This window comes from Mycobacterium sp. MMS18-G62 (assembly GCF_053877835.1).
The window spans coordinates 5,616,150-5,630,702 of sequence record NZ_CM132662.1 but is presented as its reverse complement, the minus strand read 5'-3'; the positions used below and the strand labels follow the sequence as shown (position 1 = coordinate 5,630,702).

The 14,553-nt window shown below is 65.2% G+C and carries 13 protein-coding genes; 10 read left to right on the top strand and 3 right to left on the bottom strand.

The window, feature by feature from the left end; translation table 11 throughout:
- Positions 1 to 4 precede the first annotated feature (4 nt).
- From ACWW36_RS28080 to ACWW36_RS28050, 7 genes are all read left to right on the top strand, one after another.
- Positions 5 to 1,447 (top strand): class I adenylate-forming enzyme family protein, encoded by a 1,443-nt coding sequence (locus ACWW36_RS28080; RefSeq protein WP_456139184.1) that lies wholly within the window; start codon positions 5 to 7, stop codon positions 1,445 to 1,447.
- Positions 1,448 to 1,466: 19 nt separating this feature from the next.
- On the top strand, positions 1,467 to 2,171 hold the full coding sequence (locus tag ACWW36_RS28075; RefSeq protein ID WP_456139183.1) for a hypothetical protein: 705 nt from the start codon (positions 1,467 to 1,469) through the stop codon (positions 2,169 to 2,171).
- Between the two features lie 198 nt (positions 2,172 to 2,369).
- Positions 2,370 to 2,846: a single-stranded DNA-binding protein gene (locus ACWW36_RS28070; RefSeq protein ID WP_456139182.1), complete on the top strand. Its 477-nt coding sequence runs from the start codon at positions 2,370 to 2,372 to the stop codon at positions 2,844 to 2,846.
- 79 nt (positions 2,847 to 2,925) lie between these two features.
- Positions 2,926 to 4,599, top strand: a complete 1,674-nt coding sequence (gene ettA, locus ACWW36_RS28065) for an energy-dependent translational throttle protein EttA (RefSeq protein ID WP_456139181.1) — start codon at positions 2,926 to 2,928, stop codon at positions 4,597 to 4,599.
- Between the two features lie 52 nt (positions 4,600 to 4,651).
- The gene (locus tag ACWW36_RS28060; RefSeq protein WP_456139180.1) at positions 4,652 to 9,508 is read left to right on the top strand and encodes an NAD-glutamate dehydrogenase; all 4,857 of its coding nucleotides are present in this window, start codon (positions 4,652 to 4,654) and stop codon (positions 9,506 to 9,508) included.
- Between the two features lie 44 nt (positions 9,509 to 9,552).
- A complete protein-coding gene (locus tag ACWW36_RS28055) occupies positions 9,553 to 9,915 on the top strand; it encodes an acyl-CoA thioesterase (protein ID WP_456142655.1) in 363 nt (120 codons plus the stop codon).
- The gene (locus tag ACWW36_RS28050; protein WP_456139179.1) at positions 9,912 to 10,592 is read left to right on the top strand and encodes a hypothetical protein; all 681 of its coding nucleotides are present in this window, start codon (positions 9,912 to 9,914) and stop codon (positions 10,590 to 10,592) included. Before ACWW36_RS28055 ends, ACWW36_RS28050 begins: the two co-directional genes overlap by 4 nt.
- 97 nt (positions 10,593 to 10,689) lie before the next feature.
- Here ACWW36_RS28050 and ACWW36_RS28045 read toward each other — a convergent pair whose 3' ends face one another.
- On the bottom strand, positions 10,690 to 12,261 hold the full coding sequence (locus ACWW36_RS28045; RefSeq protein WP_456139178.1) for a glycoside hydrolase family 13 protein: 1,572 nt from the start codon (positions 12,259 to 12,261) through the stop codon (positions 10,690 to 10,692).
- Positions 12,261 to 12,665, bottom strand: coding sequence for a globin (locus tag ACWW36_RS28040; RefSeq protein WP_456139177.1), 405 nt, complete (start codon positions 12,663 to 12,665; stop codon positions 12,261 to 12,263). The genes ACWW36_RS28045 and ACWW36_RS28040 overlap by 1 nt, the downstream gene beginning before the upstream one ends.
- Before the next feature lie 130 nt (positions 12,666 to 12,795).
- On the opposite strand from ACWW36_RS28040, the gene ACWW36_RS28035 reads away from it, so the two are divergent.
- From ACWW36_RS28035 to ACWW36_RS28025, 3 genes are read left to right on the top strand one after another with little or no spacing between them, the layout of a single operon-like run.
- Positions 12,796 to 13,452 (top strand): HNH endonuclease, encoded by a 657-nt coding sequence (locus ACWW36_RS28035; RefSeq protein ID WP_456139176.1) that lies wholly within the window; start codon positions 12,796 to 12,798, stop codon positions 13,450 to 13,452.
- 26 nt (positions 13,453 to 13,478) lie between these two features.
- A complete protein-coding gene (gene ctaJ, locus ACWW36_RS28030) occupies positions 13,479 to 13,724 on the top strand; it encodes an aa3-type cytochrome oxidase subunit CtaJ (protein WP_456139175.1) in 246 nt (81 codons plus the stop codon).
- Positions 13,711 to 14,178 (top strand): DUF5130 domain-containing protein, encoded by a 468-nt coding sequence (locus ACWW36_RS28025; protein WP_456139174.1) that lies wholly within the window; start codon positions 13,711 to 13,713, stop codon positions 14,176 to 14,178. The genes ctaJ and ACWW36_RS28025 overlap by 14 nt, the downstream gene beginning before the upstream one ends.
- Here ACWW36_RS28025 and ACWW36_RS28020 read toward each other — a convergent pair.
- Positions 14,167 to 14,550, bottom strand: a complete 384-nt coding sequence (locus ACWW36_RS28020; RefSeq protein WP_456142654.1) for an HNH endonuclease — start codon at positions 14,548 to 14,550, stop codon at positions 14,167 to 14,169. The genes ACWW36_RS28025 and ACWW36_RS28020 overlap by 12 nt on opposite strands.
- Between the last annotated feature and the right edge of the window lie 3 nt (positions 14,551 to 14,553).

The window sequence follows — 14,553 nt, the reverse complement described above, 5'->3', positions numbered from 1 at the left end:
GCAGATGAACATCAGCACAATCCTCGACGCGCCCGCGGCCGGCGATCCTGCCCGCGCCGCGCTCATCATCGGTGGGCGAACGATCACCTACCGCGAACTGGCAGCGGCCGTCGATCGCTGCGCAGCCCGGCTGTCCGCCCATGGGCTGACGGGTCGGCGCGTCGCCGTCGTGGACGTCGGCAGCGAGCTGTCGATCGCGACGATGTTGGGCGCCGCGCGGATCGGTGCCGCGGCGGCACTGATGAACCCCGCCCTGACATCTGTTGAGATTCGCGGTCTCGTCGCCAACGCCGACTGCGCCGATGTGGGTGTCGCAGGGCAGGCATATGCGGCACGTTTGGTGGAAGCCGGTGTGGCTCAGGCGCTTACGGCCAGTGACCTGTTGCTCGACGGTGTGGCTGCCACGCCTTCGACGGCCGACGATGTCGATGACCGCGACGGCCTCGTCCTGTTCACCAGTGGCACAACCGGTCTGCCGAAGGCGATTGGCATCACCAACCGGCAGCTGACAGCGCGAATAAAGGGAGTCGCCACACCATTTCGGGCAGACGCCGCGCCCACGGTGAGCATGATGAGCGTCCCCTTCTTCCACGTCGGCGGCGCCGTCGGCGTGCTCGGCAACCTGTACTCGGGCAACACCTACGTGGTGCAGGACCGGTTCGACGCCGGAGAGTGGTTGCGCCTGGTGCAAGAACACCGGGTGGCTTCCACTTTCATGGTACCGACGATGCTGCAGCGGATCCTCGATCATCCCGACTTCGAGAACGCCGACCTCTCGTCGCTGGCCGTCATCGCCTACGGGGCCGCGGCCGCGCCTGCCGCGTTGGTGCGCAGGGCGATGGACGCGCTGCCACATGTGGGATTCGCCAATGTATTTGGGCAGACCGAGACTTTGGGCGCGTACACGACTCTGCTGCCAGACGATCACCGAGATCCCAACCGCGTGGGTTCTGTCGGCCGACCGCTGCCGGGCGTCGAGGTCCGAGTGGTCGACCCCGACACCGGTATCGATGTCGAGCCGGGAACTGTCGGGGAGTTGTGGGTGAACACGAGCCAGAACGTCGTCGACGGCTGGCTACACACCGGGGATCTCGCGCACCGGGACGCCGACGGCTACATCTATCCGAGCGGCCGACTGAAGGACACCATTAACCGCGCAGGAGAAAAGTTCGGTCCGATCGAGGTCGAGGAGGCCATTCGGACGCATCCAGCCGTGAGCGACGTGGCGGTCGCCGGTATCGCCGACGAAGAGATGGGTCAGCGGGTGGGTGCAGCGGTGGTGGCGCGGACGTCGCTGACGCTCGACGAACTGCGCTCGCACTGCCGCGAGCTGATCGCCTACTTCAAGCTGCCGGAGCGCCTGAGGATCGTCGACCACATTCCGTACAACGACACCGGCAAGGTGAACCGACGTCGGCTCGCCGCTCTGATTGCCGACGGGGCCTAAGCCAGCGAGAGGAGCTGCCGTGCTGTTCCTTCACGAGACGCACAAGGTGGTAGGTGCGCGCGAGGACGAGTTCGAGGCCGCCTACCGCGAGGGCTGGATGCCCACACTGGCCGAGGGCGATGAGGCGCGTCTTCTCTGGTACACCAACCACGCTCACGGCTCCGGACTGTCCTACAACGTCGTCACCATCACCGCGATCGCCGACGGCGCCGCGTGGGAGCGGCTGGGACGTCGAGCACAAGCGGGCGATCTGCAGCCGTGGATGAGCGAATTGGACAACCTGCGTCACGAGGTGACGGGCAAGATCTTGCTTCCGGTCGACTGGTCGCCACTGCAGGAGGTGGACCTGGCCAGGGTGCCGACCGACGGGGCTACGCATCCGTTGAGCCTCTTCATGGAGGACACCGGGTGGCCCTCCGCGCCGCTAGACGATTACATCCGCGCATGGGATGAGATCTACTACCGACCGCTGTCAAAGACATCGCAGATACTGGACATCCAGGCGTGCTTTCAGGTCGCGCACGGCAGCTACAAGAGGCGAGAAGCCATGCTGTGGCAGAGGATTTCATCTGCCAACGACTACGCCACCCTCGTCCATCTGCTCACCGCCGAGATTCCACCCGAGCACCGAGGGCCGGGCACGTACATGTTCGAGGCGCTCAAATACCGCGACCAATGGGAGAGCCGGCTTCTGCGAACCTCGGCGTGGTCACCTCTGTACTAAGACCGGTACGGCGCCCTCGCCAACCCGAGTGTCGAAAGTCCCCTTCCGCGGCCAGCGGGCCATCCACAGTCCGCAATTCATCCACAGCCCAGGCCAGTCCGCCCTGTGCGGTCGTCGATCTGTCAGCGACCCCGACGTCAATGGCTGGTACCGGCGTTTCGTCGGACTCAGATGAATCAATGACAGAAGGAATCAGAAATGTTCGAGACACCGATCACAGTCGTCGGCACCATCGTCAACGACCCCGTCCGCCGCCAGGTCGGCGACCAGGAGGTCATCAAGTTCCGCGTCGCGAGCAATTCGCGGCGGCGCACAGCCGATGGCACGTGGGAGCCCGGTAACTCGCTGTTCGTCACGGTCAACTGCTGGAGTCGCCTCGTCACCGGCGTCGGCGCTGCGTTGGGGAAGGGTTCGCCCGTGATCGTTGTTGGCCACGTGTACACCAGCGAGTACGAGGACCGCGACGGCGTCCGACGCTCATCGGTGGAAATGCGGGCCACCTCGGTGGGACCGGATCTTGCACGCTGCATCGTGCGCATCATCGAAAAGACGAGCCACACCAGCAGCAATGTCGACGAGGCCGACTCGTCAGCCCCTGAAACTGCCGATGAATCCACGGCCAGCGGCGATGACGAGTCTGCACCCGATGCGAAGGCGCTGCCTCTGTCGGCGTAGCTAGATTCGGCCACGCCTACGATGGTCCGCGAGCATTACCAAAGACTCACATTGCTTCGCGGAAAGGCAACCACACGGCATGGCCGAATTCATCTATTCGATGCGGAAGGTCCGCAAGGCGCACGGCGACAAGGTGATCCTTGACGACGTCAGTCTGAACTTCCTTCCAGGCGCGAAGATCGGCGTCGTCGGCCCGAACGGGGCCGGTAAGTCGAGCGTCTTGCGGATCATGGCCGGACTGGACGTTCCCAACAACGGCGACGCGCTGCTGCAGCCGGGCGCGTCGGTAGGCATCCTGCAGCAGGAGCCCGAGCTCGACGAAACAAAGACGGTGCGCGAGAACGTCGAGGACGGCGTGGCCATTAAGGCCAAACTCAACCGCTACAACGAGGTCGCCGAGCTGATGGCCACCGACTACACCGACGAGCTGATGGAGGAGATGGGCCATCTGCAGGAGGAACTGGACGCCGCCGACGCATGGGACATCGATTCTCAGCTCGAGCAGGCGATGGACGCACTGCGCTGCCCGCCGCCCGACGAGCCCGTCACCCACCTGTCGGGTGGCGAGCGCCGCCGCGTCGCGCTCTGCAAGCTGCTGCTGTCCAAGCCCGATCTCCTTCTGCTCGACGAGCCGACCAACCACCTCGATGCCGAGAGCGTGTTGTGGCTAGAACAGCACCTCGCTGAATACAAGGGCGCCATCCTGGCCGTCACCCACGACCGGTACTTCCTCGACAACGTCGCCGAATGGATTCTCGAACTCGACCGCGGCCGCGCGTTCCCCTATGAGGGCAACTACTCCACCTACCTGGAAAAGAAGGCCGAGCGCATCGCGGTTCAGGGCCGTAAGGACGCCAAGCTGCAGAAGCGGCTGAAGGACGAGCTGGAATGGGTTCGGTCCGGCGCCAAAGCGCGGCAGGCCAAGAGCAAGGCGCGTCTGCAGCGCTACGAAGAGATGGCTGCCGAAGCCGAGAAGACCCGCAAGCTCGACTTCGAGGAGATTCAGATCCCGACCGGGCCGCGGCTGGGCAGCGTGGTCGTTGAGGTCGATCACCTCGACAAGGGCTTCGACGGCAGGCCGTTGATCAAGGACCTGTCGTTCACGCTGCCCCGCAACGGCATCGTCGGCGTCATCGGGCCCAACGGCGTCGGCAAGACGACGCTGTTCAAGACGATCGTCGGCCTCGAGCAGCCCGACAGCGGCACCGTCAAAGTCGGGGAGACCGTCAAGCTGAGCTACGTCGACCAGTCCAGGGCGCGCATCGACCCCAAGAAGACGGTCTGGGAGGTCGTGTCCGACAAGCTGGACTACATCGAGGTCGGCCAGAACGAGATCCCGTCGCGGGCCTACGTCTCCGCGTTCGGGTTCAAGGGGCCTGATCAGCAGAAACCGGCCGGCGTGCTGTCCGGCGGTGAACGCAACCGGCTCAACATGGCGCTCACCCTCAAGGAGGGCGGCAACCTGATCCTGCTCGACGAGCCGACGAACGATCTCGACGTGGAGACACTGAGCTCGTTGGAGAACGCGTTGGAGAACTTCCCCGGCTGCGCGGTCGTGATTTCCCACGACCGCTGGTTCCTCGACCGCACCTGCACGCACATCCTGGCGTGGGAGGGCGACGACGACAACGAAGCCAAATGGTTCTGGTTCGAGGGCAACTTCGCTGCCTACGAAGAGAACAAAGTGGAACGACTTGGTATCGATGCGGCCCGTCCGCATAGGGTGACCCACCGCCGACTGACACGCGACTAGTGTCCAAATTGTGGGCCAGTGCCGGTCCACAGGTGTGAGTCAGGAGTGTCGCATGTCGGTCAATCCGCGTACTGGCACAGGTGTTGACGGACAGGCCCACTCGCCGACGTTGAGTCAGGACACCCTTGCCCGGCTCGCGCGTGCCTACCTTGCGACGTACCGCGGACCGCATGCCGACGCGCCAGGAGCCGATGCAGCCGTTACTGGTCCCGTCGACCGCACGGCCGCGGGATTGCTGTCACCGTCGTTGATCCAGGCCCACTACCGATTGGGCGGGCGCCGGCGAATGGGCGATACCCGCGTCGCCATCTACGGCGAAAACGACCCAGGTGGATTCGGCCCGTCGCTGCAGATCGTCACCGACTACGCGTCGATGCTGATGGACTCCGTCACCGTGCTGTTGCACAGGCTCGGCGTCGCCTACACCGCGATCATGAACCCGGTATTCCGGGTCCGTCGCGGACCGGCGGGGGAGCTGCTCGAGATCGAGCCGGCGTCGGCTGCGGCGTTCCGTGACGGCATCGACGAGTCGTGGATCCACGTCCAGCTCGCCGGCTCGGTGGAGGGCAAGTCGCTGGAAGAGGCAGAGCGTCTGCTGCCCAGCGTGCTCGCCGACGCGCGGCAGGTGGCCCTCGACTCGATGGCGATGGGCGCGGCGCTGCGCAGCGTGGCCGCCGAACTCGACAGCGATCACGAAGGCCGGTTCCCCGGGCACGATCGCAAGGACGTCGCCGCGCTGCTGCGCTGGCTGGCCGACGGGCACTTTGTGCTGCTGGGCTACCAACGCTGTCCGGTTCGCGACGGTCACTCATCGGTGGACCCGTCGAGCCGCCTTGGCGTGCTGCGGCTGCGCGAGGACGTGCTGCCGCCACTCACGAGCAGCGACGACCCACTCGTGCTGGCCCAGGCCACCATGCCGAGCTATATGCGCTACGGTGCCTATCCGTACATCGTCGTGGTCCGCGAACGCGCAGGGAACACGGCGATCGAGCATCGTTTCGTCGGCCTGTTCACCGTTGCCGCGATGAACGCCAATGTGCTTGAAATTCCGCTTATTTCGCGGCGAGTCAACGACGCGCTCGCCATGGCGCACCGGGATCCTAGCCATCCCGGACAGCTGCTGCTCGACATCATTCAAACCATCCCTCGATCGGAGCTCTTCGCCCTTTCCGCGAAGGAGCTGCTCGACATGGCGATGGCCGTCGTCGACCTCGGGTCGCGTCGACGCACACTGCTGTTCCTGCGCGCCGATCAACTCGCCCATTTCGTGTCCTGCCTGGTGTACCTGCCACGCGACCGCTACACCACCGCGGTGCGGCTGGCGATGCAAGACATCCTGGTGCGCGAGCTGGGTGGCGTCAGCATCGACTATGCCGCCAGAGTCAGCGAATCGCCCTGGGCGGTCGTTCATTTCACTGTTCGTCTACCCGAAGGGTCTCGCCCGCAGAGCATCGACGTCTCGCTGGACAACGAAACGCGCATCCAGAACCTGCTGACCGAGGCCGCGCGGACCTGGGGCGACCGGTTGCTTGGCGCGGTCAAGGACGGCTCGATCAGCCAGACCAAGGCCGAACACTACGCTGTCGCGTTCCCCGAGGTTTACAAGCAGGCCGTCTCGCCACTTGCTGCCATCAACGACATCGCGATCATCGAAGAGCTGCAAGACAATTCGGTCAAGCTCGTCCTCGCCGACAGTGACGAGGAGCGCATCGCGCAGCTCACCTGGTATCTCGGTGGCCGTTCGGCGTCATTGAGCGAACTGCTGCCAATGCTGCAGTCCATGGGCGTGGTGGTGCTCGAGGAACGACCCTTCACCGTCACGCGGCCCGACGGGTTGCCGGTGTGGATCTATCAGCTCAAGATCTCGCCGCATCAGACCATCCCGCAGGCGCCCAAAGGTCCGGAACGCGATGCCATGGCTGACCGGTTCGCCGATGCGGTGACCGCGATATGGCACGGCCGCGTCGAGATAGACCGCTTCAACGAGCTTGTCCTGCGTGCGGCTCTGACGTGGCAGCAGGTAGTCATTCTGCGCAGTTACGCAAAGTACTTGCGACAGGCGGGTTTTCCGTACAGCCAGGCCCACATCGAGTCGGTGATCATCGAAAACGCCGGCACCGCACGGTCGTTGATCGAGCTCTTCGAAGCGCTGTTCGCGCCGTCGGACTCGCCGAATCATCGCGACGCGCAGGCCGCCGCCGCGGCCGTGGCGGCCGACATCGACGCGCTGGTCAGCCTCGACACCGACCGCGTGCTGCGCGCATTCGCGTCGATGATCCAGGCCACCCTGCGCACCAACTACTTTGTCACCGGGCCGGATTCGGCCAGGCTGCAGAACGTGGTGTCGTTCAAGCTCAATCCCGGCCTGATCGATGAATTGCCGCTGCCCCGGCCGAAATTCGAGATCTTCGTGTACTCACCCCGCGTGGAGGGTGTGCATCTGCGGTTCGGATACGTCGCGCGCGGCGGCCTACGCTGGTCGGACCGGCGGGAAGACTTCCGCACCGAGATCCTCGGACTGGTCAAGGCCCAGGCGGTCAAGAACGCCGTGATCGTTCCCGTCGGCGCCAAGGGTGGCTTCGTCGTCAAGCAGCCGCCCGTGGCCACCGGTGATGCCGCGGCCGACCGCGACGCGACCCGCAGTGAGGGTGTCGCCTGCTACAAGTTGTTCATCGCCGGCCTGCTCGACGTGACCGACAACGTCGACAAGGCCACGGGCAAGGTTGTCAGCCCTCCTGAGGTGGTGCGCCGCGACGGCGACGACGCCTACCTCGTCGTGGCCGCCGACAAGGGCACCGCGACGTTCTCCGATATCGCCAACGACGTCGCAAAGTCATACGGCTTCTGGCTGGGCGACGCGTTCGCCTCCGGTGGCTCCGTCGGCTATGACCACAAGGCGATGGGTATCACCGCCAAAGGGGCGTGGGAATCCGTCAAACGACACTTCCGCGAGATGGGCGTCGACACTCAATCCGAGGACTTCACGGTCGTCGGCATCGGCGACATGAGCGGCGACGTGTTCGGCAACGGCATGCTGCTGTCCAAGCACATTCGGCTGCTGGCCGCGTTCGACCATCGGCACATCTTCATCGACCCCGATCCCGACGCCGCGAGGTCGTGGGACGAACGTAAACGGCTCTTCGAGCTGCCCAGGTCCAGCTGGGAGGATTACGACCACTCGTTGATCAGCGAGGGTGGCGGCGTGTACAGCCGCCAGCAGAAGGCCATCCCGATCAGCAGGCAGGCCAGGGCCGCTCTTCGCATCGATGACGCCGCCGAGGAGATGACGCCGCCGGCTCTGATCAAGGCGATACTCAAGGCGCCTGCGGACCTGCTTTTCAACGGCGGCATCGGCACCTACATCAAGGCCGAGACGGAGTCGGACGCCGACGTCGGTGACCGCGCCAACGATCCGGTGCGCGTGAACGGAAACCAGCTGCGCGCCAAGGTCGTCGGAGAAGGCGGCAACCTCGGTGTGACGTCGCTGGGCCGCATCGAGTTCGACCTGGCGGGCGGCCGAATCAACACCGACGCGCTGGACAACTCGGCCGGCGTCGACTGCTCGGATCACGAAGTCAACATCAAGATCTTGATTGACTCGTTGGTCACCTCCGGCAAGGTCAGCCCGCAGGAACGCACCGATCTGCTCTTGTCGATGACCGACGAGGTCGGGCAGCTGGTGCTCGAAGACAACGTGGACCAGAACGATCTGATGGGGACCAGCCGCGCCAACGCGGCCAGCCTGCTGCCCGTGCACGCGCGCATGATCAAGGACTTCGTCAAGGAGCGCGGGCTGAACCGAGAGCTGGAGGCGTTGCCGTCGGAGAAGGAGATCCGGCGGCGCACCGAAGCCGGTATCGGCTTGACATCGCCCGAACTCGCGACGCTGATGGCCCACGTCAAGCTCGCCCTCAAGGACGATGTGCTGGGCAGCGAGCTGCCCGACCAGGAGGTGTTCGCCTCCAGGCTGCCGTCGTACTTCCCGACCAAACTGCGCGACCAGTTCGGCAGCGACATCCGTTCGCATCAGCTGCGGCGCGAGATCGTCGCGACCATGCTCGTGAACGATCTCGTCGACACCGCCGGCATCAGCTACGCCTATCGGATCTCCGAGGACGTCGGCGTCGGACCGGCCGACGCCGTGCGCAGCTATGTCGCCACCAATGCGATCTTCCGCGTCGGCGAGGTGTGGCGGCAGATCCGGGCGTCCGGCGAGAGCGGGGTATCGGTGGCGGTGACCGACAGGATGACGCTGGATCTGCGGCGGCTCATCGACCGCGCCGGCCGCTGGCTGCTCAACTACCGCCCTCAACCGTTGGCCGTCGGCGCCGAAATCAACCGTTTCGCACAGAAAGTCGCGACGCTGACGCCGCGCATGTCGGAGTGGCTGCGCGGCGCCGACAAGGCGATCGTCGCCAAGGAAGCGGGCGAATTCTGTTCGCACGGAATCCCGGAGGATCTGGCGTACCTGGTGGCGACGGGCCTTTATCAGTACAGTCTCCTCGACGTCATCGACATCGCCGACATCAAGGACCGCGACCCGGCCGAGGTCGCCGACGCGTACTTCGCGCTGATGGACCATTTGGGTACGGACGGCCTGCTCACGGCGGTATCGCGGCTTGAGCGCGACGATCGCTGGCATTCGCTGGCCCGCTTGGCGATTCGCGACGACATCTATGGATCGCTGCGGGCATTGTGCTTCGATGTGCTGGCCGTCGGAGAGCCGACCGAAAGTGGCGAGGAGAAGATCGCTGAGTGGGAGATGACCAACAGCTCCCGCGTCTCGCGTGCCCGGCGCACGTTGACGGAGATTTATGACAGTGGCGAGCATGACCTGGCGACGTTGTCGGTCGCGGCGCGCCAGATTCGAAGCATGACAAGAACGAGTGGAACGGGGTCCTCTGGGTGACAGGGTTTGTTGCGCCGGTGCATGTGCGCTGGTCGGACATCGACATGTACCAGCACATCAATCACGCGACCATGGTCACCATCCTCGAAGAGGCCCGAATCCCTTTTCTGCGTGAGCCGTTCGAGGCCGACATCAAAACCATCGGCCTGCTGATCCACGAGGTGAACATCCTCTACAAGGGTCAGCTGCGTTTGGTCGACTCACCGCTGCAGGTCACCATGTGGTCGAAGCGAGTGCGCGCCGTGGACTTCACCATCGGCTACGAGGTGCGGTCGCTGACCGCGGCACCTGATTCGAAACCGTCGGTAATAGCTGAAACGCAGTTGGCCGCCGTACACATCAAAGAGCAACGGCTGCAACGGCTTTCTCCCGAACAACGAGGGTACTTGCAACGCTGGTTGCGATGAGCAGCCCCGAACGCGGTATCTGGCTCGATGACGCCACTCACCGCGAAGACCTCGCGACCTTCGTCGATCGGGCGTTGCGGCTCGACGATGCCGCGGTCATCCGGCTGCGGGAACGATCGGGCGGCCTCGTCGTCGCTTGGGTGGCAACGGGTTTCGACGTTCTGGCCAGCCGGGTGGTGGGCGGGCGGATCAGGCCGGCGGACCTGAGTGCCGGCGCCGACACACTTGCGTCGGGGTTGAACGCGATGAGCCGCGGCGGCTATGTGGAGCCAGGGTTTCCGATGGATTCGGCGTGGCGGGGTGTGCTTCCTCCCGAGTCGGGTTTCGTCCATCTCGACGACGTGCCTGCACGCGTGGTGCTCGATCTGGCGCAGAGCGGTGTCGCGCTGGCCAAGGAACATTCGAGCGCGCATGGACCGCCTGCGTCGCTGCTCGACCAGGAGGTGGTGGCGGTCCACTCCGGCGACGTCAGTGTCGGTATCCCGATGCGCTGCGTATTTGCTTTGACCGCAATGGGTTTCCTACCGCAATCTGAGGCGTCCGAGCAGCTTGACCCCGGCACTGTGGCCGCCGACGAGATCGTGCGGGTTCGTGTGCATCCGTCATGGCTGCGCATCGACGCCCGATTCGGGTCGGTGTATCGCCGTCGCGGCGACCCCGCCTTGGTCTTGAGGTAACTTCTTCCCGCGAGCAGACGCAAAAGTCCCCGACACGCCGAGGGATTGGAGCACTTTGCGTTCCCCAGCTTCGCGTGGGCCCAGCTCGGCGGAAGAACTAGACCAGCCACGCCGCGGTGTTCGGCGGTAGCTTGCCGTCGACCAGCGGACCACTGGCCAACAGCACCTCGCCGGCGGGCAACGCCATCCCGCGACGGCCCGCGTTCAGCGCGCATACCAATCCGCTGTCGAGCCGGAACACCAGAGTGTCCGCGAGGGAGTCCAGCCATTCGATGGCAGTGGCGTCGAATTCTGTTCGGTCCCTGCGCAATTCGATCGCACGTCGGAAGAACGTCAATGTCGAGTCGGGATCGTCGCGCTGCATGTCCACCGTCAGCTTCGACCACTCCGGCGGGATCGGCAGCCAAGTATCGGTATTGGCCGAGAACCCGAACGGAGGCGTGTCGCCCGCCCACGGCATCGGCACACGGCAGCCGTCGCGGCCCCGCCTGGTGTGCCCTGACCGCTCCCACACCGGGTCGCGCAACGCCTCGTCGGGCAGCTCGACGTTCGGCAGCCCAAGTTCCTCGCCGTTGTAGATGAACACCGCCCCCGGCAGCGCAAGCATCACCAGGGCCATCGCCCAAGCTCGCGCCAGGCCGGTGCGGCCGCCGCCGTAGCGGGTGGCCTCACGCTCGACATCGTGGTTGGCCAGCGTCCAGGTCGGTGTGGCGCCTTCGATCGCGGCCGCTGCCAACGAGTTCTCGATTGCTCCGCGAATGTCGGCTGCGTCGAACTCGGCGCGGAGCAACCTGAAGTTGAAGCCCAGGTGCAGTTCGTCGGGCCGCAAATAGCGGGCGAACTGCTCGTTGTCGTATACCCAGACCTCGCCGATGGCGACCGCGTGCGGGTAGTCGTTGAGCACCGTGCGGATGTGGCGGTGGATGTCGTGCACGCCGTCGTGGTTGAACCGCGGATCGTCGTCCATGTCGGCGAGAAGGACTTCGGCCTTGATGACCTCCATATCGGGAAGTCCCGGCGGTTTGGCCATGCCGTGCGCGACGTCGATGCGGAACCCGTCGACGCCGCGCTCCAGCCAGAATCGCAGCGTCTTCTCCAGGTCGTCGTAGACCTCGCGATTGTCCCAGTTCAGGTCGGGTTGTTCGGAGTCGAACAGGTGCAGATACCACTGGCCGGGGTTGCCGTCGGGCTCGGTGATCCTGGTCCAGGCCGGCCCGCCGAAAATCGACACCCAATTGTTGGGTGGATGGATGCCGCCGGGGCCCGTCCCGTCGCGGAAGATGTAGCGTTCGCGCTGGTCGCTGCCTGGGCTCGAGGCCAGTGCCGCCTGAAACCACGCATGCTGCGAGCTGGTGTGGTTGGGCACCAGATCCATGGTGATCTTGATGCCGTGGCGGTGTGCGGCCTCGATCAGGCGCTCGAACGCCGCCATCCCGCCGAACAGCGGGTCGATGTCGCGCGGATCGGACACGTCGTAGCCATGATCGGCCATCGGGGAGACCGTCACGGGGTTGAGCCAGATCGCGTCGACGCCGAGCCACTCGAGGTAGTCCAGCTTGGCGGTCACACCATCGAGGTCGCCGACGCCGTCGCCGTCGCTGTCACAAAACGAACGCGGATACGCCTGGTAGAACACCGCGTTCGACCACCACGGAAGCGATTTGCTCATCAGAAGGGCGAGTTCACCATCGAATGGGCGGCCATTTCCAGATAGGCGAGCAGCTCTTTGCGGTGCTCGTCGTCGAGCCTCTCCGAGTCGATCTCGCCGACGGCGGTGTGCATGCATCGCAGCCACGCGTCGCGCTCGATGTAGCCGATCCGGAATGGGGCGTGGCGCATCCGCAGGCGCGGATGTCCGCGCCGATCGGAATACGTCCGCGGCCCTCCCCAATATTGCTCGAGGAACATCCGCAATCGTTCTTCGGCGGCGTCGAGCTCGTCTGGCGGGTAGAGCGGAAGCAGGATCTCGTCCTCGCGGACCAGTTGATAAAACCGCGACACAATGGCGTGGAAGGTGTCGTGGCCACCGACTTCGTCGTAGAACGAGCGCTGCGGAACAGTCACGCGCTCCATTGTCCCTATCGCAGGTAACCGGCGCCCAACCGGTGATGTCACATGCTGTTCACTGGACTGACCAGCGAACACGGGCAGAATTGTCGTGCGTTCGATCCCAATCCATGGTGGACTGTCGGTCGGAGGACGTATGGCGCAGCGCAAAAAGGGTCGCGGCCACCGAAGCCACGGAGCCGCGGCGGGCTTATCCGGGCCCGCGGTACCCCATGCGCAGTCGCGCGTCCTGCACAGCGTCGATACGCATCCGCCTAGTACCAACGACGGCTCCATCTGGGGCAGGCGGCGCGTGCTGCTGCTGAACTCCACCTACGAACCGTTGACCGCTCTGCCCATGCGGCGGGCGGTCATCATGCTGATGTGCGGCAAGGCGACCGTCGTGCACGACGACCCGAACGGCCCGGTCATCCACTCAGCGACCCGGTCGATCACGGTGCCGTCGGTGATCCGGCTGCATGCCTACGTGCGCGTGCCGTATCGAGCCCGCATCCCGATGACCAGGGCGGCGTTGATGCACCGTGACCGGTTCCGCTGCGCGTACTGCGGGTCCAAGGCCGACACCGTCGACCACGTGGTTCCGCGCAGCCGCGGCGGCGCCCACTCCTGGGAGAACTGCGTCGCGGCCTGCTCGACCTGCAACCACCGCAAGGCCGACCGGCTGCTCGCCGAGCTCGGCTGGACACTGCACTCGGTGCCGGTGCCGCCGAAGGGACAGCACTGGCGGCTGCTGTCGAGCGTGAAGGAACTCGACCCGGCGTGGGTGCGATACCTGGGTGAGGGCGCGGCCTAGTCCCCGCCTGTTATACGGTTTGCGACGTGAGCACCGCATTGACTCATTCGCTCCTCGGGGGCGTTCCGCTGGCTATCACGCTGGTGTTGGTCGCGCTGATCTGGGGCGTCGGCAAGCACCGCAAGGGCCCGCACCCGGCGACCTACGAACTGTCCGAGCCCTGGACGCATGAACCCATCTTGTGGGCGTCCGACGAACCCGCCGACCACGGCCATGGCGGCCATGGCTCGCACCCGGTGACGATTGGAGGCGGCGCCAGTGGCAAGTGGTGAAATCGCGACCATCGAACGGGCCGATCTCCCAGTCGGTTTCGTCGTAACTTCCAGCGGACGGGTCTCCGGAGTCACCCAGCCGGGGGAGGTGTCGGTCACCTATCCCTTCCCCGTCAAGGACCTGGTCGTCCTCGACGACGCGCTGAAGTACGGCTCGCGCGCGGCCAAGGCCCGCTTCGCGGTCTACCTCGGCGAACTCGGCGAGGACACCGCCGCCACGGCGCGCGAGATCCTGGCCACCGTGCCGACGCCCGACAACGCCGTACTGCTGGCGGTCTCGCCGAATCAGCGCGCGATCGAGGTGGTCTACGGCGCCGAGGTCAAGGGCCGTGGCATCGAGGAGGCGGCACCGTTGGGCGTCTCTGCGGCGGCCGCGTCGTTCAAGGACGGCAACCTGATGGACGGGCTGATCAGCGCCGTCCGCGTGCTGAGCGCCGGCGTCTCACCCCGCTGATATCTGAACTAACGCCGCGCGGATCTGCACGTAGCGCTCCAGGAACGCGCGCTCGTCAAGCCGTTTGCGGCGCAGCCAGGTTGTGACCTCTTCATTGCACTTGCTCGTGTTACAGGACGCGCAGGCAGGCACGACGTTGTCGATGGTGTATCGCCCGCCCCGGGAGATCGCCATCACGCAATCCTTTTGCAACGGACGGTTGGTCGCGCCGCAATAGGCACAGCCGTTCCAGGACTCCTTGAGCGTCGCCCATTGTGCAGCGGTGAGATCGTTGTCGGCGAGGTCCATGCGGCGCTTCCGCTTGCGCGCAGCACGTGCCCTGCGACTTTGATTGACCGCCACCCCAAGAGCATGCAGCCCGAGCGCGCGCAGAAT